Below are 20931 nucleotides of genomic sequence, written 5' to 3'. Positions count from 1 at the left end.
ATAGGAGGAAAAAGGAGATAAAATGGCAGAGAAACGTTTATTATTTGATATTCATGAAAAGCCAGATACTGCAAAAGGCTTGTTACTGAGTGTACAGCACGTTTTTGCAATGTTTGGAGCGACAATCCTAGTTCCGATTTTATTAGGGATGTCTGTTTCGACAGCTTTACTGGCTTCAGGGATAGGGACATTGATCTATATGGTATCTACCAAGTTTAGTGTCCCAGTTTACCTAGGTTCTTCATTTGCCTACATTTCAGCGATGGCTTTTGCCAAGGAGCAGATGGGAGGAGATATCAGCGCAGGACAAACTGGTATCATGATGGTCGGCTTGATCTATGTGGTCGTAGCCTTAGTGGTTTCAAAAATCGGAACAGCTTGGATTGACCGTCTTTTACCTCCAATTGTCATTGGGCCGATGATTATGGTAATCGGTTTAGGACTTGCTAACACAGCGGTAACATCAGCTGGTTTTGTAGAAGATGGGAACTGGAAAAATATGTTAGTTGCTGCCGTGAGCTTCATGATTGCAGTAACTATTCAAACACGTGGCCGTGGCTTTATGCGTGTCATCCCATTTTTGATTGCGATTGTAGGGGGTTATCTGGTAGCTGTTTGCTTAGGGATGGTAGATTTTACACCAGTTAAAGAAGCAGCATGGTTTGCCCTACCAGATATTAGCTTACCGTTTGCGACAGGGATTAAGAGTTTTAAAGAATACAATCTTTACTTTGGACCAGAAGCTTTTGCTATTTTACCAATTGCTATCGTGACAATTGCAGAACATATCGGAGATCACATGGTTTTAGGTGAAATTTGTGGTCGTAACTTCTTGAAAAAGCCAGGTTTAAATCGCACCTTGATTGGTGATGGGGTTGCAACAGCTGTATCCGCCTTTATCGGTGGTCCAGCCAATACGACTTACGGCGAAAATACTGGTGTTGTTGGTTTGACACGTATCGCTAGTGTTTCAGTGATCCGTAATGCCGCCTTTATTGCTATTGGGTTGAGTTTCTTTTCTAAGTTTACAGCTTTGATTTCAACCATTCCAAGTGCTGTTTTGGGAGGGATGTCTATTCTCCTTTATGGTGTTATTGCAAGTAATGGGTTGAAAGTTTTGATTAAGGCGCGTGTTAACTTTATGGAGTCACGTAACTTGGTGATTGCCAGTGCCATGCTTGTTTTAGGTCTTGGCGGAGGTGTCTTAAAACTTGGTTCTGATCTTGTGATTTCAGGAACAGCCTTGGCTGCCTTGGTTGGTGTTCTCTTAAACCTCGTCTTGCCAGCGGCGTCCAATGATGAAATTGAAGAATAACCCTTTAAAAAGCTAGGATTTTTACACCTAGCTTTTTTGAATAGGCTGAGAAAACTTTAGGATATTGCGCCAAATCTGTATCAATTTTCTGACAATTATGGTATGATAAAAAGAAGACTATCTATAAAAATGAGGAACAATCATGACATTAGTATATCAATCAACCCGTGATGAAAATAATAAGGTAACTGCTAGTCAAGCTATTCTACAAGGTTTGGCAACAGATGGTGGGCTCTTTACACCAATCACAACCCCTCAAGTAGAGCTTAACTTTAACCAACTTAAAGACGCTTCTTATCAAGAAGTGGCAAAATTAGTCCTTTCAGCTTTCCTAGATGATTTTACAGCAGAAGAGTTGGACTACTGTATCACCAACGCTTATGATGATAAGTTTGATACGCCAGTCATTGCTCCTTTAGTCAAGTTAGGGAATCAGTACAACCTGGAGCTCTTTCATGGCTCAACCATTGCCTTTAAAGACATGGCTTTGTCTATCCTTCCTTATCTTTTGACAACATCTGCTAAAAAGCAGGGCGTGGACAATAAAATCGTCATCTTAACTGCGACATCAGGTGATACAGGTAAGGCTGCTATGGCAGGCTTTGCTGATGTTCCAGGCACTGAGATTATTGTCTTTTACCCAAAAGATGGTGTTTCAAAAATCCAAGAGTTGCAAATGACCACTCAAACTGGGGACAACACACATGTTATTGCCATTGATGGAAACTTTGACGATGCACAGACCAATGTTAAACACATGTTTAATGACGAAGCGCTTCGTGCCAAATTGCTAGATAAAGGTGCCCAGTTCTCATCAGCCAACTCGATGAACGTTGGTCGTCTTGTGCCACAAGTTGTGTATTATGTTTATGCTTATGCGCAGTTGTTAAAAACAGGTGCGATTGAAAACGGCGAACAGATTAACATTACCGTTCCAACAGGTAACTTTGGTAATATCTTAGCGGCTTATTATGCGCGTGAGATTGGTGTCCCAATTGGCAAGTTGATTTGTGCATCAAACGAAAACAATGTCCTAACGGACTTCTTTAACACAGGAACTTACGATAAAAAACGTGACTTCAAGGTAACCACAAGCCCATCAATGGATATTCTTGTTTCGTCTAACCTTGAGCGTCTGATTTTCCATCTTCTTGGAAATGATGCTGCAAAAACAAAAGCCTTGATGACAGATTTGGTAGAAAAAGGTGAATACCGTCTAGACGATGTCGATACGGCTATTCTTGACTTGTTTGCTGCCGGATTTGCGACAGAAGCAGAAACAGAAGCAGAGATTAACCGTGTCTTCAAAGAAGCCAATTACATTGAAGATCCTCATACAGCGGTAGCGTCAGCAGTTTATCAAGCTTATGCAGAAAAAACAGGTGATCAAAGCAAGGTAGTGATTGCCTCAACAGCTAGCCCATACAAGTTTCCGAGAGTGGCTGTATCAGCTGTAACAGGAAAAGATAGTGGCGATGATTTCAAAGCTGTAGAAGAGTTACATGCCTTATCAGGTGTTGCTATTCCTAAGGCCGTGGATGGTCTTCAAACAGCACCGGTACGCCATACCACTGTTGTAGCCGCAGCAGACATGCAAGTAGCCGTTGAAACTTATCTAGGAGTTAAATAGAGTGGGGATTCCCGCTCTATTTTTGTCATACCATGTTATATAGAAAAGAATTGATGAAAATAGCTTTACCAGCTATTGTAGAAAATCTCCTTCAGATGCTGATGGGGGTCGTTGACAACTATCTAGTGGCGCAATTAGGCGTTTTAGCCATTTCGGGTGTAGCAGTAGCCAATAACATCTTGGCAGTTTACCAAGCTCTCTTTATTGCTTTAGCAGCTGCTATCTCTAGCCGCCTAGCCAGCCAACAGTTGACAAGAGCTAGTATCAGACAAGCCCTCTCTCTAACCTTTTGGCTTAGTACCTGTCTTGGTTTGATCTCCATGCTCTTTTCTTCACAACTGCTTGGTCTATTGGGAGCAGAAAAAAATCTGTCAGACTTAGGTGGACTTTATCTAGCTATTGTTGGAGGAGGTTCTTTTAGCCTTGCTTATCTTACTAGCTTAGGTGCTATTTTAAGGGTAAAAGGAAAGGTGCAACTTCCAGCCTATGTCAGTCTGCTGACTAATTTGTTAAATGCTATCCTATCAGCTCTTTCCGTCTTTATCTTTGATTTTGGGGTAGTAGGTGTGGCTATCTCGACAGTTTTGTCTCGTCTGATAGGTTGTGTCATCCTGTTTTTCTTTGCCAAGCTAGATTTAGCTGTCCTTATCCCTGAGTTAAGAGTGTCTCGAGACTTTTTGGCGCAAGCGTTGCCCATAGCAGGTGAGCGTCTGATGATGCGTTTAGGGGATGTGGTTATCGTGGCTATCGTGGTGATGCTAGGGACAAAGGCAGTAGCTGGAAATGCTATCGGTGAGACCCTCACCCAGTTTAATTACATGCCAGGTCTGGGCTTAGCAACAGCAACGGTCATCCTTGTGGCTAAGGCAAAAAAAGAGGAGGATCGGAGCAAACTAAAGATATTGATTAAAGAGGCTTATCTTTTATCTAGTCTATTGATGGCAACGATTAGTGGTCTAGTTTGGCTATGTGGGACTCCCTTATCTGCAGCTTTTAGCCAAGATAGTGCGGTCCAGAGCTATTCTTCTGTCGTTCTCCTCTTTTCATTTTTAGGGACTTTGGCGACCTCTGGGACTTTGATCTATACGGCTGTCTTTCAAGGCTTGGGAAAAGCAAAGCTACCATTTTATGCGACTAGTATCGGCATGTGGGGGATACGTATCGGCTTAGGCTATCTCTTAGCTCTCCCTCTTGGACTAGGCTTGGCAGGCGTTTGGTTGGCTACTATAGCCGATAATATTTGGCGCTTCGCCTTTCTCTATCTAAAATCTAAGACATTAAAAAAATCAACATAAAAAAGCAGGTTTAAAACCTGTTTTTTTAATTTTTCACCACAAAACCCCTTGACAAAAGGATTTGGTGGTAAGGAAGAAGTAGTATGCGTCAATTTATCTCAGTTCAAGGAGAAGATTGGATACTTCCAAGAGCCAAACTTCACTAAGTGGTAAAGCTACCCCAGATTAATGAATGTTAACACTAACAACAGCCCTAGGTCTGACAGCACGTCGTCGCCATCGTGGATAAAATGATAAAAAAAGAATAAAAACTCTTGCACTCGCAGGAGTTTTTTGATATGATATTATGGTGCTGTAAAAACAACAGCTTTAGCTATGATACAAGAGGTTGCGACACACTCGGTTGCATTGCCACGCAACAGGTGTTGGTTTTCTTGAGGAGCTAGCCTATTATCTTAAATAGACGAAAAAGGAGAAAAAGATGGCAAACAAAAAAATCCGTATCCGCTTGAAAGCGTACGAGCACCGTACACTTGATACTGCGGCTGAAAAAATCGTAGAAACTGCAACTCGTACAGGAGCAACAGTAGCTGGTCCAGTTCCACTTCCAACAGAACGTAGCCTCTACACTATCATCCGTGCGACTCACAAGTACAAAGATTCTCGTGAGCAGTTCGAAATGCGTACACACAAACGTTTGATCGATATCATCAACCCAACTCAAAAAACAGTTGACGCTTTGATGAAATTGGATCTTCCAAGTGGTGTTAACGTAGAAATCAAACTTTAATTGATTTTGAGCATAAAAAACGCTCGTAAAAAACTTTTTGAATATAAAATCTAGAAAAGGAATATTTTCTCATGACAAAAGGAATCTTAGGGAAAAAAGTGGGAATGACTCAAATCTTCACTGAAGCTGGTGAATTCATCCCTGTAACAGTCATCGAAGCAACTCCAAACGTAGTACTTCAAGTTAAGACTGTTGAAACTGATGGTTACCAAGCTGTTCAAGTTGGTTTTGATGACAAACGCGAAGTATTGAGTAACAAACCCGCCAAAGGCCATGTAGCTAAAGCTAACACTGCTCCTAAGCGCTTCATTCGTGAATTCAAAAACATTGAAGGCTTGGAAGTTGGTGCAGAAATCACTGTTGACACTTTCGCGGCTGGCGATGTTGTTGACGTAACTGGAACTTCTAAAGGTAAAGGTTTCCAAGGTGTTATCAAACGCCACGGACAATCACGCGGACCTATGGCTCACGGTTCACGCTACCATCGTCGTCCAGGTTCTATGGGACCTGTTGCCCCTAACCGCGTTTTCAAAAACAAACGCTTGGCAGGACGTATGGGTGGTAACCGTGTGACAATCCAAAACCTTGAGATTGTTCAAGTTATCCCAGAGAAAAACGTTATCCTTATCAAAGGTAATGTACCAGGTGCTAAGAAATCTCTTATCACTATCAAATCAGCAATTAAAGCTGCTAAATAATTAAGGAAAGGGGAAAACAGTTAAAATGGCAAACGTAAAACTATTTGACCAAACTGGTAAAGAAGTTAGCGAAGTTGTTCTTAACGACGCAATCTTCGGTATCGAACCAAACGAATCAGTAGTATTTGATGTTATCATTAGCCAACGTGCTAGCCTTCGTCAAGGTACTCACGCGGTTAAAAACCGTTCAGCAGTATCAGGTGGCGGACGTAAACCATGGCGTCAAAAAGGAACTGGACGTGCGCGTCAAGGTTCTATCCGTTCACCACAATGGCGTGGTGGTGGTGTTGTCTTCGGACCAACTCCACGTTCATACGGTTACAAACTTCCACAAAAAGTTCGTCGCCTTGCTTTGAAATCAGTTTATTCAGCTAAAGTTGCTGAAGATAAATTTGTAGCTGTAGAAAGCTTGTCATTCGCAGCTCCAAAAACTGCTGAATTCGCAAACGTTCTTTCAGCTCTTAGCATCGACTCAAAAGTACTTGTAATCATTGAAGAAGGAAACAAATTTGCTGAATTATCAGCACGTAACCTTCCAAACGTTAAAGTTGCAACTGCAACAACTGCAAGTGTTCTTGATATCGTAAACGCAGACAAACTTCTTGTAACGAAAGAAGCAATCTCTACAATCGAGGAGGTTCTTGCATAATGAACTTGTACGACGTAATTAAAAAACCAGTTATTACGGAAAAATCAATGTATGCCCTTGAAGAAGGAAAATACACATTTGAAGTTGACACTCGTGCACACAAACTCTTGATCAAACAAGCTGTTGAAGCAGCATTTGACGGTGTTAAAGTTGCTAGTGTTAAAACTGTTAACGTAAAACCAAAAGCAAAACGAGTTGGTCGTTATGCTGGTTTCACAAGCAAAACTAAAAAAGCTATCATTACGCTTACAGCTGATTCAAAAGCAATCGAGTTGTTCGCAGCTGAAGCTGAATAATCTAAGGAGGAAATAACGTGGGTATTAAAGTTTATAAACCAACGACAAATGGCCGTCGTAACATGACTTCTTTGGATTTTGCTGAAATCACAACAAGCACTCCTGAGAAATCTTTGCTTGTTTCACTTAAAAGCAAAGCTGGTCGTAACAACAACGGTCGCATCACAGTTCGTCACCAAGGTGGCGGTCACAAACGTCACTATCGTTTGATCGACTTCAAACGTAACAAAGACGGTATCGAAGCAGTTGTTAAAACTATCGAGTACGATCCAAACCGTTCAGCTAACATCGCTCTTGTACACTACACTGACGGTGTTAAAGCTTACATCATCGCTCCTAAAGGTCTTGAAGTTGGTCAACGTATCATCTCAGGTCCAGAAGCAGATATCAAAGTTGGTAATGCTCTTCCACTTGCTAACATCCCAGTTGGTACAGTTATCCATAACATCGAGTTGAAACCTGGTAAAGGTGCTGAACTTGTTCGTGCTGCTGGTACTTCAGCTCAAGTACTTGGTGCTGAAGGGAAATACGTTCTTGTTCGTCTTCAATCAGGTGAAGTTCGTATGATCCTTGCTAGCTGCCGTGCAACTATCGGTGTTGTAGGTAACGGTGAACACTCACTTGTTAACTATGGTAAAGCAGGACGTAGCCGTTGGAGAGGTATCCGCCCAACAGTTCGTGGTTCTGTAATGAACCCTAACGATCACCCACACGGTGGTGGTGAAGGTAAAGCACCAGTTGGTCGTAAAGCGCCATCTACTCCATGGGGTAAACCTGCGCTTGGACTTAAAACTCGTAACAAAAAAGCTAAATCAGACAAACTTATTGTTCGTCGTCGTAACGAAAAATAAGATAAAAAGATTAAACATCCGCCAGCTCGGTAGTGCTGCTTAGGCAGCACAAGCCGCTGTGGTACAGTATTTAAAGGAGAAAACTTAAAAATGGGACGCAGTCTTAAAAAAGGACCTTTCGTCGATGAGCATTTGATGAAAAAAATCGAAGCTCAAGCAAATGACGAAAAGAAAAAAGTAATTAAAACTTGGTCACGTCGTTCAACGATTTTCCCAAGTTTCATCGGTTATACAATTGCAGTTTATGATGGACGTAAACACGTTCCTGTGTACGTTCAAGAAGACATGGTAGGTCACAAACTTGGTGAATTTGCACCAACTCGTACTTACAAAGGTCACGCTGCTGACGATAAGAAGACACGTCGTTAATAGGAGGAGGACACAATGGCAGAAATTACTTCAGCTAAAGCAATGGCTCGTACAGTCCGTGTTTCACCTCGTAAAACACGTCTTGTACTTGACCTTATCCGTGGTAAAAACGTTGCAGACGCAATCGCAATCTTGAAATTCACTCCAAACAAAGCTGCTCGTGTGATTGAAAAAACACTTAACTCAGCAATCGCAAATGCTGAAAACAACTTTGGTTTGGAAAAAGCTAACTTGGTAGTATCTGAAACTTTCGCAAACGAAGGACCAACTATGAAACGTTTCCGTCCACGTGCCAAAGGTTCAGCTTCACCAATCAACAAACGCACAACACACATCACAGTTGTTGTGTCAGAAAAATAAGGAGGTAAAATCGTGGGTCAAAAAGTACATCCAATTGGTATGCGTGTCGGAATCATCCGTGACTGGGATGCGAAATGGTATGCTGAAAAAGAATACGCGGATTACCTTCATGAAGATCTTGCAATCCGCAAATTTATCCAAAAAGAATTGGCAGACGCTTCAGTTTCAACTATCGAAATTGAACGTGCAGTAAATAAAGTTATCGTATCACTTCACACTGCTAAACCAGGTATGGTTATCGGTAAAGGTGGTGCAAACGTTGATGCACTTCGTGCTAAACTCAACAAATTGACTGGAAAACAAGTACACATCAATATCGTTGAAATCAAATCTCCAGATCTTGATGCTCACCTTGTTGGTGAAGGAATTGCTCGTCAACTTGAGCAACGTGTTGCTTTCCGTCGTGCTCAAAAACAAGCTATCCAACGTGCTATGCGTGCTGGAGCTAAAGGAATCAAAACTCAAGTATCTGGTCGTTTGAACGGTGCTGACATCGCTCGTGCAGAAGGATATTCTGAAGGTACAGTTCCACTTCACACACTTCGTGCTGATATCGATTATGCTTGGGAAGAAGCTGATACAACTTATGGTAAACTAGGTGTTAAAGTTTGGATTTACCGTGGTGAAGTTCTACCAGCTCGTAAAAACGCTAAGGGAGGTAAATAACAAATGTTAGTACCTAAACGTGTTAAACACCGTCGTGAATTCCGTGGAAAAATGCGCGGTGAAGCTAAAGGTGGAAAACAAGTAGACTTCGGTGAATATGGTCTTCAAGCTACAACTAGCTCATGGATCACTAACCGCCAAATTGAAGCTGCCCGTATCGCTATGACGCATTACATGAAACGTGGTGGTAAAGTTTGGATTAAAATCTTCCCACACAAATCATACACTGCTAAAGCTATCGGTGTACGTATGGGATCTGGTAAAGGGGCACCTGAAGGTTGGGTAGCACCAGTTAAACGTGGTAAAGTAATGTTTGAAGTTGCAGGCGTTTCAGAAGAAATCGCTCGTGAAGCTTTCCGCCTTGCTGGCCACAAACTTCCAGTAAAAGTTAAATTCGTAAAACGCGACGCAGAGTAAGGAGAAGACATGAAACTTGAAGAAATCAAAAAGTTTGTTGCTGAGCTTCGTGGCTTGTCTCAAGAAGAGCTTGCTAAAAAAGAAAACGAACTCAAAAAAGAATTGTTTGATCTTCGTTTCCAAGCTGCAGCAGGTCAACTTGATCAAACTGCTCGTTTGAACGAAGTTAAAAAACAAATTGCACGCGTTAAAACTGTGCAATCTGAAATGAAATAATAGATTGGGAAAGGAGAAATTCTAATAATGGAACGTAATCAACGTAAAACCCTTGTTGGACGTGTTGTATCTGACAAAATGGACAAAACAATCACTGTTGTAGTTGAAACTAAACGTAACCACCCAGTCTATGGTAAACGTATTAACTACTCTAAAAAATACAAAGCTCATGATGAGAAAAACATCGCTAAAGAAGGCGATATCGTTCGTATCATGGAAACTCGCCCACTTTCAGCTACAAAACGTTTCCGTCTTGTAGAAGTGGTTGAAGAAGCTGTCATTATCTAATAAACCTGAAAGGAGAAAATTGGAATGATTCAACAAGAATCTCGTTTGAAAGTTGCTGATAACAGTGGCGCACGCGAAATCTTGACTATCAAAGTTCTTGGTGGTTCAGGTCGTAAATTCGCTAACATCGGTGACGTTATCGTTGCATCTGTAAAACAAGCTACTCCTGGTGGTGCTGTTAAAAAAGGTGACGTTGTGAAAGCCGTTATCGTCCGCACTAAATCAGGTGCTCGTCGCCCAGATGGTTCATACATCAAATTTGACGAGAATGCAGCTGTTATTATCCGTGAAGATAAAACTCCTCGCGGAACTCGTATCTTCGGACCTGTTGCACGTGAATTACGTGAAGGTGGTTACATGAAGATCGTTTCACTTGCACCAGAAGTGCTTTAATTTATAACAAACTAGTCCCCTAGGTTATCCTAGGGTGCCCTTTAGGGCGTAAGAAATTTTAAGGAGATAAACTCAATGTTTGTAAAAAAAGGCGATAAAGTTCGCGTAATCGCTGGTAAAGACAAAGGTAAAGAAGCCGTTGTCGTAACAGCTCTTCCAAAAGTAAACAAAGTTATTGTTGAAGGTGTTAACATCATCAAAAAACATCAGAAACCAAATAACGAAAACCCTCAAGGTGCTATCGTGGAAAAAGAAGCACCAATCCATGCATCAAACGTTCAAGTTCTTGACAAAAACGGTGTTGCAGGACGTGTGGGTTATAAGTTTGTAGATGGCAAAAAAGTTCGCTACAACAAAAAATCAGGCGAAGTGCTTGATTAATCACGAAGGAAAGGAGAAGTATAATGGCAAATCGCTTAAAAGAAAAATATCTTAATGAAGTAGTTCCTGCTTTGACAGAACAATTTAACTATTCATCAGTTATGGCTGTCCCTAAAGTTGAGAAAATCGTTCTTAACATGGGTGTTGGTGATGCAGTATCAAATGCTAAAAACCTTGAAAAAGCTGCTGCTGAGTTGGCACTTATCTCAGGTCAAAAACCACTTATCACTAAAGCTAAAAAATCAATCGCCGGCTTCCGTCTTCGTGAAGGTGTTGCGATCGGTGCTAAAGTTACTCTTCGTGGTGAGCGTATGTACGAATTTTTAGATAAATTGGTATCAGTTTCACTTCCACGTGTTCGTGACTTCCACGGGGTTCCAACAAAATCTTTTGATGGACGCGGTAACTACACACTTGGTGTTAAAGAACAATTGATCTTCCCTGAAATCAACTTTGATGATGTTGATAAAGTACGCGGTATGGATATCGTTATCGTTACAACTGCGAACACTGACGAAGAAGGTCGCGAATTGCTTAAAGGCCTTGGTATGCCTTTTGCAAAATAAAATAGGAGGTAAATTTAATGGCTAAAAAATCTATGATTGCTAAGAACAAACGCCCAGCGAAGTTCTCTACGCAAGCTTACACTCGTTGCGAAAAATGTGGCCGTCCACATTCAGTTTACCGCAAATTTAAACTTTGCCGTGTTTGCTTCCGTGAATTAGCATACAAAGGTCAAATCCCAGGTGTAACTAAAGCATCTTGGTAAAAATAAGATGTGAGAGCATTAAGCAACCAATGCAAAGATAGGAGGTTTGACGACGAAGGTCACTTCTAGGAAAATCTATCTTCTTTGCTAAAGTTGTAGCTCGAACTCGATTTTATAAATAAACCCGATACAAAGCATGCTTATTGAGTTCTCGTTAGCTTTTAGCACCCTTTGTATCATGAATTAACTAGCAAGTGCACCTTGCAAACTACTAGTAAGAGGAGAAACTATAAAATGGTTATGACTGACCCAATTGCAGACTTTTTGACGCGTATTCGTAACGCTAACCAAGCAAAACACGAAGTGCTTGAAGTACCTGCATCAAACATTAAAAAAGGCATCGCTGAAATCCTTAAACGCGAAGGGTTTGTAAAAAACGTTGAAGTTATCGAAGATGACAAACAAGGCATCATCCGTGTTTTCCTTAAATATGGTCAAAACGGTGAGCGTGTTATCACAAACTTGAAACGTGTTTCAAAACCAGGTCTTCGTGTTTATACAAAACGTGAAGATATGCCAAAAGTTCTTAACGGACTTGGAATCGCAATCGTTTCAACATCAGAAGGTCTTTTGACAGATAAAGAAGCACGTCAAAAGAACGTTGGTGGAGAAGTATTGGCTTACGTATGGTAATCTCGTAAGAGACTGCTATTACATCTGACTTATAATTGACAGAGCGAAAGTTCTATCTATTTATGAGTTCCCGTGAAAACTCGTCACAAAATTGTGGCCTGACAATTTAACAGGAGAATATAACTACTATGTCACGTATTGGTAATAAAATTATCAACTTGCCTGCTGGTGTTGAAATTACAAACAATGACAACGTTGTTACTGTAAAAGGACCTAAAGGCGAACTCACTCGTGAGTTTAATAAAAATATTGAAATCAAAGTTGAAGGGACTGAAGTAACACTTCACCGTCCAAATGACTCAAAAGAAATGAAAACAATCCACGGAACATCACGTGCTAACTTGAATAACATGGTTGTTGGTGTTTCTGAAGGTTTCAAAAAAGAACTTGAGATGCGCGGGGTCGGATACCGTGCTCAACTTCAAGGTACAAAACTTGTACTTTCAGTTGGTAAATCTCACCAAGATGAAGTGGAAGCTCCAGAAGGTATCACTTTCACAGTAGCTAACCCTACTTCAATCGTTGTTGAGGGAATCAACAAAGAAGTTGTTGGTCAAACAGCAGCTTATATCCGTAGCCTTCGTTCACCAGAGCCATACAAAGGTAAAGGTATTCGTTATGTTGGTGAATTTGTTCGCCGTAAAGAAGGTAAAACAGGTAAATAATAGTTGTATGGTGGAAGATTGGGTACTCCCCATCTTCACTCACTCAACTAAAATTTACAACTTGTCATTGAGACAATTGATTAAATTTTAAGAGGTGAAAATTGTGATTTCGAAACCAGATAAAAATAAAATCCGCCAAAAACGCCACCGTCGCGTTCGCGGTAAACTCTCTGGAACTGCTGATCGCCCACGTTTGAACATTTTCCGTTCTAATACAGGCATCTACGCTCAAGTGATTGATGACGTAGCGGGTGTAACGCTCGCAAGTGCTTCAACTCTTGACAAAGAAGTTTCAAAAGGAACTAAAACAGAACAAGCCGTTGTTGTTGGTAAACTTGTTGCTGAACGCGCAGTAGCTAAAGGTATTTCTGAAGTGGTGTTTGACCGCGGTGGATATCTCTATCACGGACGTGTTAAAGCTTTGGCTGACTCAGCTCGTGAAAACGGATTGAAATTCTAATAGGGAGGACACTGAAAAATGGCATTTAAAGATAATGCAGTTGAAATTGAAGAACGCGTTGTTGCCATCAACCGTGTTACTAAAGTTGTCAAAGGTGGACGTCGTCTTCGTTTTGCAGCTTTAGTGGTTGTTGGAGATCGTAACGGTCGCGTTGGTTTCGGTACTGGTAAAGCTCAAGAAGTACCTGAAGCTATTCGTAAAGCAGTTGAAGCTGCTAAGAAGAACATGATTGAAGTTCCTATGGTTGGTACAACAATTCCTCATGAAGTTCGTTCAGAATTTGGTGGGGCAAAAGTATTGTTGAAACCTGCTGTGGAAGGAGCTGGAGTTGCAGCTGGTGGTGCTGTTCGTGCGGTCATCGAATTGGCTGGTGTACATGACATTACTTCAAAATCACTTGGTTCAAACACTCCAATCAATATTGTTCGTGCAACTGTTGAAGGTTTGAAACAACTTAAACGTGCAGAAGAAGTTGCTGCTTTACGTGGCATCTCAGTTTCTGACTTAGCATAAGAAAGGAGATTAACATGGCTCAAATTAAAATTACTTTGACTAAGTCTCCAATCGGACGCAAACCAGAACAACGTAAAACAGTTGTTGCTCTTGGACTTGGTAAATTAAACAGTTCAGTTGTAAAAGAAGCTAACCCAGCTATTCTTGGTATGGTTAATGCTATTTCACACTTGGTAACTGTTGAAGACGTTAAATAAGAAATTTTAAGTCGCAAAGAGTTTCTTTGCGACTTAAAAGTAATTTTGAGTATAGGCGAGTTTTTGAGTTCGAGTCCTTACCCAGCTCAAAGGCGCTAGCATTTTACAAATAAGGAGAAAATAGAATAATGAAACTTCATGAATTAAAACCTGCAGAAGGTTCACGTAAAGTTCGCAACCGCGTTGGTCGTGGTACATCATCAGGTAACGGTAAGACTTCAGGTCGCGGTCAAAAAGGTCAAAAAGCTCGTTCAGGTGGCGGAGTTCGTCCAGGTTTTGAAGGTGGTCAAACACCATTGTTCCGTCGTCTTCCAAAACGCGGATTTACTAACATCAATGCTAAAGAGTATGCACTTGTAAACCTTGATCAATTAAATGTTTTTGAAGATGGTGCAGAAGTAACTCCAGCAGTACTTATTGAAGCTGGAATCGTTAAAGCTGAAAAATCAGGTGTAAAAATCTTGGGTAACGGTGAATTGACTAAGAAATTAACTGTTAAAGCAGCTAAATTCTCTAAATCAGCAGAAGCAGCAATTACTGCAAAAGGTGGTTCTGTAGAAACTATCTAATGAGGAGTAACTCATTATGTTCTTTAAATTACTAAAAGATGCATTAAAGATAAAAAATGTGAGATCTAAGATTCTATTTACTATTTTTATCATTTTTGTATTTCGATTAGGTACACATATTACAGTACCTGGCATCAATGCTAAAAGCTTGGAACAATTGAGTGATCTACCTTTCTTGAATATGTTGAACTTAGTTAGTGGAAATGCCATGAGCAACTTTTCTGTTTTTTCAATGGGAGTGAGTCCATATATTACAGCTTCTATCATTGTACAGTTATTGCAAATGGACATTTTACCTAAGTTTGTTGAGTGGAGCAAACAGGGTGAAGTTGGGAGACGAAAATTAAACCAAGCGACGAGATATATTTCTCTAGTATTAGCAATGATTCAATCTATTACTATTACAGCAGGGTTTAATGCCTTATCTAGTACATCACTTGTTTCAACTCCTAATATAAGAACTTATCTGTTGATTGGTTCGATATTAACAACAGGAAGTGTTATTGTCACTTGGTTGGGAGAACAGATTACAGATAAAGGGTTTGGAAATGGTGTATCAATGATTATCTTCTCGGGGATAATCTCATCAATTCCAAGTATGATTTCACAAATATATCAAGATAAATTTGTGAATATTCGCCCAAGTGAATTAAATAACTCCTATATTTTTGTCGGGATTTTAATTCTCTCTATTCTGCTGATCATTTTCTTTACAACATTTGTTCAACAAGCAGAATATAAAATTCCAATTCAATATACTAAATTAGTTCAAGGAGCTCCAACGAGTTCGTACTTACCTCTTAAAGTAAACCCTGCAGGGGTTATTCCAGTTATTTTTGCCAGTTCTATAACAACTGCCCCTATTTCAATTTTGCAGTTTTTTAGAAACGGAAACAAAGATATCCCGTGGTTAGATAGTTTGCAAAACTTTTTCTCCTATCAAACGATTAGTGGAATGCTTGTTTATGCAGCTTTGATTGTGTTATTCTCGTTCTTTTATACATTTGTACAGGTTAATCCTGAAAAGACTGCAGAGAACTTACAAAAAAATGGCTCTTATATTCACAGTGTTCGTCCAGGACAAGAAACAGAAAAATTCTTATCCTCTTTATTGAAGAAATTAGCAACTATCGGGTCACTATTCCTGGCCTTTATTGCCCTAGTTCCAATTATCGCTCAATATATGTTTGATTTGCCTTCAATTCTTGGATTAGGAGGAACAAGTTTATTAATCTTGATTTCAACAGGTATTGAGGGTATGAAACAATTGGAAGGGTATCTTCTTAAGAGAAAGTATGTTGGATTTATGAATGTAACAGAATAGAATATAGGTTGACCTTGTCAACCTTCTATTTTGTTTTTAAATAAATTTATCGATCGTTGATAAATTTATTTAAAAACAAAATAAGGAGAGACAACATGAATCTTTTAATCATGGGTTTACCAGGAGCAGGTAAAGGAACTCAAGCAGCAAAAATCGTTGAAGAATTTGGTGTGATTCACATTTCAACTGGGGATATGTTCCGTGCAGCAATGGCGAATCAGACTGAAATGGGCATTTTGGCTAAAGGTTTTATCGATAAAGGGGATCTAGTTCCTGATGAAGTAACAAATGGTATTGTTAGAGAGCGCTTAGAGCAAGCTGATATCAAAGAAAAAGGCTTCCTTTTAGATGGCTATCCACGTACTATTGAACAAGCACATGCCTTAGATGAAACCCTAGCTAAGTTAGGTATTAATTTACAAGGTGTTATTAATATCGATATTGACTCAAGTAAATTAGTGGAGCGCTTAAGCGGACGAATCATCCATCGTGAGACAGGAGAAACTTTCCATAAAGTATTTAATCCACCAGCAGAAGGTTACAATGAAGCTGATTTTTATCAACGTGAAGACGATAAACCAGAATCTGTAAAACGTCGTTTAGAGGTTAATATTGCTCAAGGGCAACCCATTATTGAACATTATCGTGCTAAAGGTTTAGTGCATGATATTGAGGGAGACCAAGAAATTACTGCTGTTTTCTCAGACATTGAAAAAGCTATATCTGGTTTAAAATAATAGCGAGTTCCTGCTTGCATAAAGACAAAACTCATGATATACTAGTTTAGTCTGACTTATAATTGTTACCTCTGTCACCAGAGGAAATCAAATCGAAATTTAGGGGGTACTTTTGCGTGGCAAAAGAAGATGTGATTGAAATTGAAGGTAAGGTTGTGGAAACCATGCCTAATGCCATGTTTACTGTTGAATTAGAAAATGGGCATCAGATTCTAGCAACCGTATCAGGAAAAATCCGCAAAAATTACATTCGTATTTTGGTAGGTGACCGCGTTACAGTTGAGTTGAGTCCGTATGATTTGACACGTGGACGCATCACATACCGCTTTAAATAATCGAAATAATTGGAGGGATTAAAACATGAAGGTAAGACCATCGGTTAAACCAATTTGCGAATACTGCAAAGTTATTCGTCGTAACGGTCGTGTTATGGTTATTTGTCCAACAAATCCAAAACACAAACAACGTCAAGGATAAGAGAGTAGAAAGGAGAAAAAATGGCACGTATTGCTGGAGTTGATATTCCAAATGATAAACGCGTAGTAATTTCATTGACTTATGTGTACGGTATCGGACTTGCAACATCTAAAAAAATCTTAGCAGCTGCAGGCGTTTCAGAAGATATCCGTGTTAAAGATTTAACATCTGATCAAGAAGATGCTATCCGTCGTGAAGTAGATGCAATCAAAGTTGAAGGTGATCTTCGTCGTGAGGTTAACTTAAACATTAAACGTTTGATGGAAATCGGTTCATATCGTGGAATCCGTCATCGTCGTGGACTTCCTGTCCGTGGACAAAATACTAAAAACAATGCTCGCACTCGTAAAGGTAAAGCTGTTGCGATTGCAGGTAAGAAAAAATAATTAAAATAAGGAGGTAAAAAAATTGGCTAAACCAACACGTAAACGTCGTGTGAAAAAGAATATCGAATCTGGTATTGCTCATATTCACGCAACTTTTAATAACACTATTGTTATGATTACTGATGTGCATGGTAACGCTCTTGCTTGGTCATCTGCAGGTGCTCTTGGTTTTAAAGGTTCTAAAAAATCTACACCATTTGCAGCACAAATGGCATCAGAGGCTGCTGCTAAATCTGCACAAGAACATGGTCTTAAAACAGTTGAAGTAACTGTAAAAGGTCCTGGTTCAGGTCGTGAGTCAGCTATTCGTGCTCTTGCTGCTGCTGGTCTTGAAGTAACGGCAATCCGTGATGTGACTCCTGTACCACATAATGGTGCTCGTCCTCCAAAACGTCGTCGTGTATAATCAGTAATAATAGATTACACAACTTTTCGTTTAAGAGGGAGTATATAAATGATTGAGTTTGAAAAACCAATAATAACAAAAATTGATGAAAATAAAGATTATGGCAAGTTTGTAATCGAACCTCTTGAGCGTGGGTACGGTACGACTTTAGGTAATTCACTTCGTCGTGTACTATTGTCCTCCCTTCCAGGTGCGGCTGTAACATCAATTAAAATTGATGGAGTACTCCACGAATTTGATACTGTACCAGGTGTCCGCGAAGATGTGATGCAAATTATCCTTAATGTGAAAGGGCTTGCTGTAAAATCTTACGTCGAAGACGAAAAGATTATTGAACTGGATGTTCAAGGACCGACAGCAGTAACTGCTGGAGATATCTTGACAGATAGTGATATCGAAATTGTTAACCCTGATCATTATCTTTTTACAATTGCTGAAGGCCACAGTGTCCAAATGCAATTGACAGTAAATAAAAATCGCGGTTATATTCCTGCCGAAGAAAATAAAAAAGATGATGCACCAGTAGGGACATTGGCAGTAGATTCAATCTATACGCCAGTTAAGAAAGTTAATTATCAAGTTGAACCTGCTCGTGTAGGTAGCAATGATGGTTTTGATAAATTAACGATTGAAATCATGACAAATGGAACAATCATTCCTGAGGATGCGCTAGGCTTATCAGCACGTGTCTTGATTGAACACTTAAATCTATTTACTGATTTAACAGAAGTTGCCATGGTAACGGATGTTATGAAAGAAACAGAAAAAGTGTCAGATGATAAAGTGTTGGATCGCATCATTGAGGAACTTGATTTGTCTGTACGCTCATATAACTGTTTAAAACGAGCAGGTATCAATACAGTGCTTGATTTAACAGAGAAAACAGAGCCTGAAATGATGAAAGTAAGAAACCTTGGCCGTAAGAGTCTAGAAGAAGTTAAAGTAAAACTATCAGACCTTGGTTTAGGGCTTAAAAACGATAAATAATATAGGAGGACAAAATGGCTTACCGTAAACTAGGACGCACTAGCTCACAACGTAAAGCAATGCTTCGTGATTTGACTACTGATCTTTTGATCAATGAATCAATCGTAACAACTGAAGCTCGTGCAAAAGAAATCCGCAAAACAGTTGAAAAAATGATTACTCTTGGTAAACGTGGTGATTTTCATGCACGTCGTCAAGCAGCAGCATTTGTTCGTAACGAAATTGCATCTGAGAACTACGACGAAGCAACAGATAAGTACACATCAACTACTGCGCTTCAAAAACTTTTCTCAGAAATCGCACCTCGTTATGCAGAACGTAACGGTGGATACACTCGTATCCTAAAAACTGAACCACGTCGTGGTGATGCAGCCCCAATGGCAATCATCGAGTTGGTTTAATTCATCAATTTTGTTGAGTGTTATGATGATGGGGTTTAAACCCTTAGTCTAGCTCTGGTCTGCCGCTGAGATATTCTCAGCGGTAACACTCATCATATTGTTAATAGTAACGCTTGTTTACGAAATGGTTTAAGTTTTGAATCTTTTCGTAAGCAGGCGTTTTTAATTTCTTATAAAATTTGCTATAATGACTTATGGAAAAAAAATATGCAGTAGAATTTTTAAAGGAACGTTACTTAAACTCTCTGAAGGAAGATCCCACCTTATTTATTGGTGTTGAATTAGAATTTCCCATTGTAAGTAAGAAACAAGAAGCTACTAATATTGAGGTTTGCAAGTCTTTATTCGTCCATTTGATCAGTGATTTAGGTTTTGAGATAGAAAAATATGATGATGATAATTTTCCTATTCAATTATTTTCAAAAGTAAATGAGGATAGGATATTATTTGAAGTGTCCTATACAACAATTGAAATTGCTTTTGGAAAAGTTGAACATATTCAAGAAGTTGATATGAGGTTTCAACGATATTTATCCGTTATTCAGTCATATCTTGATCGCTATGATCATGAGATTGTAGGAATAGGTGTAAATCCTAATTGGGATAAAAATGACAACAGTCCTGTAAAAACTGACCGTTACAGAATGCTAATGTCTTATCTTGCCTTATCAGAAAAAGAGGGATTCAAACAATGTCATCACTATCCTCAATATGGTGCTTTTATTTGTGGGAATCAAGTACAATTAGATGTATCAAGAAGTAACTATATCAAAGTCATCAATTTATTTAATGCGATTGAACCTGTCAAAGCTTATTTGTTTGCGAATTCTCGCTTTAAAGACTCAAGTTGGAATACCTCTATTTCACGAGATGTATTTTGGGAAAAATCAATGCATGGCTTGTTTGAAGAAAATGTTGGGGTAAATTCAAGAGAATTTCAATCTGAGGAAGATTTTTTTGATTATTTATCAAATAGTGCTCTTTTTACTGTTCAAAGGAAAGGAGAAATTTATTATTTTCCTCCAATAAAGGTAAAGGACTATATGTCATTTGCTTCAATAACAGCGTATAACTTACAAGGGGAAACACAGGTTATTTTTCCTATAATAAATGATTTAGAGCATCATAGAAGTTACCAGTATCAGGATTTGACGACGAGAGGAACGATAGAGTTTAGGAGTGTTTGCGCACAAAAATTCTCAGAGACATTTTCTGTGGCAGCATTTCATTTAGGTTTATTGACTAATTTAGATGCATTTGAAAATATTATCAAATCTAATAGATTTTATGATGTGTTAGGCCGTGATTATAAATTTTTACGTAAAAAGTTTTCTAGTATAGATATTTCAGATGAGGATGAACAATTAGTGAATGATTTTGCTAGAATTTTGCTAGATTGTGCTTATGAAGGTTTAAGTCGTCGTAAACGGGAGGAAGAAAACTATCTTACTCCACTGTACGAAAAATTAAGTTGATTCAAATATGAAGTAGGTATCAGTTTTTATCTCTATTTCTAAAATAGGGAATCTTTGTTAGCCATGGCAGATAAAATATTAAGAAAGGGGAGACCCGACGGTCTTCTCTTTTTTGATGTTTAAATCAAATGCCCCTAAGTTGTTGTCGTCTTCTTTTCCTAAATTCAATAGAGGTATAAAAAAATGAAAAAAAGTGTTGACAATCCATCAATTATCATGCTATACTAATATAGTTGTCGCGAGAGAGCGACAAAGACCTTTGAAAACTGAACAAGACGAACCAAACGTGCAGGGTTACGAAAGTAACCTGTCAAGAAACAATAAGTCAGCGATGACAAGAAGAGCGTGAGCTCAAACTTTTTTAATGAGAGTTTGATC

The 20931-nt window shown here is 39.3% G+C and carries 33 protein-coding genes; all 33 read left to right on the top strand.

All coding sequences use genetic code 11. The features are described 5' to 3' along the window. Nucleotides 1-22: 22 nt before the first annotated feature. The 33 genes from ACVRWY_RS05230 (at nt 23) to ACVRWY_RS05070 (ending at nt 20553) form a co-directional block, all read left to right on the top strand. The gene (locus ACVRWY_RS05230; protein ID WP_354368609.1) at nt 23-1315 is read left to right on the top strand and encodes a uracil-xanthine permease family protein; all 1293 of its coding nucleotides are present in this window, start codon (nt 23-25) and stop codon (nt 1313-1315) included. A 142-nt stretch (nt 1316-1457) separates the two neighbouring features. Next, a complete protein-coding gene (thrC, locus tag ACVRWY_RS05225; RefSeq protein WP_354368611.1) occupies nt 1458-2945 on the top strand; it encodes a threonine synthase in 1488 nt (495 codons plus the stop codon). Nucleotides 2946-2977: 32 nt separating this feature from the next. Next, the gene (locus ACVRWY_RS05220) at nt 2978-4240 is read left to right on the top strand and encodes an MATE family efflux transporter (protein WP_354368613.1); all 1263 of its coding nucleotides are present in this window, start codon (nt 2978-2980) and stop codon (nt 4238-4240) included. A gap of 421 nt (nt 4241-4661) precedes the next feature. Continuing rightward, a complete protein-coding gene (rpsJ, locus tag ACVRWY_RS05215) occupies nt 4662-4970 on the top strand; it encodes a 30S ribosomal protein S10 (RefSeq protein ID WP_002885653.1) in 309 nt (102 codons plus the stop codon). Between the two features lie 71 nt (nt 4971-5041). Then, complete coding sequence (gene rplC, locus ACVRWY_RS05210) at nt 5042-5668, top strand: 50S ribosomal protein L3 (RefSeq protein WP_354368616.1); 627 nt, start codon at nt 5042-5044, stop codon at nt 5666-5668. 25 nt (nt 5669-5693) lie between these two features. After that, nucleotides 5694-6317, top strand: coding sequence for a 50S ribosomal protein L4 (rplD, locus tag ACVRWY_RS05205; RefSeq protein ID WP_354368618.1), 624 nt, complete (start codon nt 5694-5696; stop codon nt 6315-6317). After that, on the top strand, nt 6317-6613 hold the full coding sequence (locus ACVRWY_RS05200) for a 50S ribosomal protein L23 (protein WP_354368620.1): 297 nt from the start codon (nt 6317-6319) through the stop codon (nt 6611-6613). The genes rplD and ACVRWY_RS05200 overlap by 1 nt, the downstream gene beginning before the upstream one ends. Nucleotides 6614-6630: 17 nt before the next feature. Next, entirely contained in the window at nt 6631-7464 is an 834-nt protein-coding gene (gene rplB / locus ACVRWY_RS05195; RefSeq protein WP_354368622.1) for a 50S ribosomal protein L2, read from the top strand. Nucleotides 7465-7554: 90 nt separating this feature from the next. Beyond that, nucleotides 7555-7833 (top strand): 30S ribosomal protein S19, encoded by a 279-nt coding sequence (gene rpsS, locus ACVRWY_RS05190; RefSeq protein ID WP_354368624.1) that lies wholly within the window; start codon nt 7555-7557, stop codon nt 7831-7833. Between the two features lie 15 nt (nt 7834-7848). Further along, a complete protein-coding gene (gene rplV, locus ACVRWY_RS05185) occupies nt 7849-8193 on the top strand; it encodes a 50S ribosomal protein L22 (protein ID WP_354368626.1) in 345 nt (114 codons plus the stop codon). A 12-nt stretch (nt 8194-8205) separates the two neighbouring features. Continuing rightward, nucleotides 8206-8859, top strand: coding sequence for a 30S ribosomal protein S3 (gene rpsC, locus ACVRWY_RS05180; protein ID WP_354368628.1), 654 nt, complete (start codon nt 8206-8208; stop codon nt 8857-8859). A gap of 3 nt (nt 8860-8862) precedes the next feature. Further along, nucleotides 8863-9276: a 50S ribosomal protein L16 gene (gene rplP / locus ACVRWY_RS05175; RefSeq protein WP_354368630.1), complete on the top strand. Its 414-nt coding sequence runs from the start codon at nt 8863-8865 to the stop codon at nt 9274-9276. Between the two features lie 9 nt (nt 9277-9285). Further along, the gene (rpmC, locus tag ACVRWY_RS05170) at nt 9286-9492 is read left to right on the top strand and encodes a 50S ribosomal protein L29 (RefSeq protein ID WP_003046054.1); all 207 of its coding nucleotides are present in this window, start codon (nt 9286-9288) and stop codon (nt 9490-9492) included. A gap of 27 nt (nt 9493-9519) precedes the next feature. Further along, nucleotides 9520-9780 (top strand): 30S ribosomal protein S17, encoded by a 261-nt coding sequence (gene rpsQ / locus ACVRWY_RS05165; RefSeq protein WP_427896334.1) that lies wholly within the window; start codon nt 9520-9522, stop codon nt 9778-9780. Between the two features lie 24 nt (nt 9781-9804). After that, complete coding sequence (gene rplN, locus ACVRWY_RS05160; protein WP_354368633.1) at nt 9805-10173, top strand: 50S ribosomal protein L14; 369 nt, start codon at nt 9805-9807, stop codon at nt 10171-10173. 75 nt (nt 10174-10248) lie between these two features. Continuing rightward, nucleotides 10249-10554, top strand: coding sequence for a 50S ribosomal protein L24 (gene rplX / locus ACVRWY_RS05155; protein WP_354368635.1), 306 nt, complete (start codon nt 10249-10251; stop codon nt 10552-10554). Nucleotides 10555-10577: 23 nt separating this feature from the next. Further along, nucleotides 10578-11120 (top strand): 50S ribosomal protein L5, encoded by a 543-nt coding sequence (gene rplE / locus ACVRWY_RS05150; protein ID WP_354368637.1) that lies wholly within the window; start codon nt 10578-10580, stop codon nt 11118-11120. 17 nt (nt 11121-11137) lie between these two features. Beyond that, on the top strand, nt 11138-11323 hold the full coding sequence (locus tag ACVRWY_RS05145; protein ID WP_001085697.1) for a type Z 30S ribosomal protein S14: 186 nt from the start codon (nt 11138-11140) through the stop codon (nt 11321-11323). A 234-nt stretch (nt 11324-11557) separates the two neighbouring features. Beyond that, nucleotides 11558-11956, top strand: coding sequence for a 30S ribosomal protein S8 (gene rpsH, locus ACVRWY_RS05140; RefSeq protein WP_354368639.1), 399 nt, complete (start codon nt 11558-11560; stop codon nt 11954-11956). A 128-nt stretch (nt 11957-12084) separates the two neighbouring features. Next, nucleotides 12085-12621: a 50S ribosomal protein L6 gene (gene rplF, locus ACVRWY_RS05135; protein ID WP_354368641.1), complete on the top strand. Its 537-nt coding sequence runs from the start codon at nt 12085-12087 to the stop codon at nt 12619-12621. Nucleotides 12622-12724: 103 nt separating this feature from the next. After that, nucleotides 12725-13081, top strand: coding sequence for a 50S ribosomal protein L18 (gene rplR, locus ACVRWY_RS05130; RefSeq protein WP_302189095.1), 357 nt, complete (start codon nt 12725-12727; stop codon nt 13079-13081). Between the two features lie 18 nt (nt 13082-13099). Continuing rightward, nucleotides 13100-13594: a 30S ribosomal protein S5 gene (rpsE, locus tag ACVRWY_RS05125; RefSeq protein ID WP_354368644.1), complete on the top strand. Its 495-nt coding sequence runs from the start codon at nt 13100-13102 to the stop codon at nt 13592-13594. Nucleotides 13595-13608: 14 nt separating this feature from the next. After that, nucleotides 13609-13791 carry a 50S ribosomal protein L30 gene (gene rpmD, locus ACVRWY_RS05120; protein WP_354368646.1) on the top strand — a complete coding sequence of 61 codons (183 nt, stop codon included), beginning with the start codon at nt 13609-13611 and terminating at the stop codon, nt 13789-13791. A gap of 128 nt (nt 13792-13919) precedes the next feature. Beyond that, entirely contained in the window at nt 13920-14360 is a 441-nt protein-coding gene (gene rplO, locus ACVRWY_RS05115; protein ID WP_354368648.1) for a 50S ribosomal protein L15, read from the top strand. Nucleotides 14361-14376: 16 nt separating this feature from the next. After that, nucleotides 14377-15684 (top strand): preprotein translocase subunit SecY, encoded by a 1308-nt coding sequence (gene secY, locus ACVRWY_RS05110; protein ID WP_354368650.1) that lies wholly within the window; start codon nt 14377-14379, stop codon nt 15682-15684. A gap of 95 nt (nt 15685-15779) precedes the next feature. Beyond that, nucleotides 15780-16421, top strand: coding sequence for an adenylate kinase (locus ACVRWY_RS05105; RefSeq protein ID WP_354368652.1), 642 nt, complete (start codon nt 15780-15782; stop codon nt 16419-16421). 116 nt (nt 16422-16537) lie between these two features. Further along, complete coding sequence (gene infA, locus ACVRWY_RS05100; protein WP_146567765.1) at nt 16538-16756, top strand: translation initiation factor IF-1; 219 nt, start codon at nt 16538-16540, stop codon at nt 16754-16756. Between the two features lie 25 nt (nt 16757-16781). After that, nucleotides 16782-16898, top strand: coding sequence for a 50S ribosomal protein L36 (gene rpmJ / locus ACVRWY_RS05095; protein ID WP_000868345.1), 117 nt, complete (start codon nt 16782-16784; stop codon nt 16896-16898). 20 nt (nt 16899-16918) lie between these two features. Next, nucleotides 16919-17284 (top strand): 30S ribosomal protein S13, encoded by a 366-nt coding sequence (gene rpsM / locus ACVRWY_RS05090; protein ID WP_115271221.1) that lies wholly within the window; start codon nt 16919-16921, stop codon nt 17282-17284. A gap of 22 nt (nt 17285-17306) precedes the next feature. Next, nucleotides 17307-17690, top strand: a complete 384-nt coding sequence (rpsK, locus tag ACVRWY_RS05085) for a 30S ribosomal protein S11 (RefSeq protein WP_354368657.1) — start codon at nt 17307-17309, stop codon at nt 17688-17690. Between the two features lie 48 nt (nt 17691-17738). Continuing rightward, the gene (locus ACVRWY_RS05080; protein ID WP_354368659.1) at nt 17739-18677 is read left to right on the top strand and encodes a DNA-directed RNA polymerase subunit alpha; all 939 of its coding nucleotides are present in this window, start codon (nt 17739-17741) and stop codon (nt 18675-18677) included. A 14-nt stretch (nt 18678-18691) separates the two neighbouring features. After that, on the top strand, nt 18692-19078 hold the full coding sequence (gene rplQ / locus ACVRWY_RS05075; protein ID WP_354368661.1) for a 50S ribosomal protein L17: 387 nt from the start codon (nt 18692-18694) through the stop codon (nt 19076-19078). Between the two features lie 194 nt (nt 19079-19272). Further along, on the top strand, nt 19273-20553 hold the full coding sequence (locus ACVRWY_RS05070) for a glutamate-cysteine ligase family protein (RefSeq protein WP_354368663.1): 1281 nt from the start codon (nt 19273-19275) through the stop codon (nt 20551-20553). Nucleotides 20554-20931: the final 378 nt, after the last annotated feature.

The organism is Streptococcus porcorum (assembly GCF_053203725.1).
Note: the sequence above shows the minus strand (reverse complement) of the source record. Positions and strands in the feature narration are given on the sequence as shown.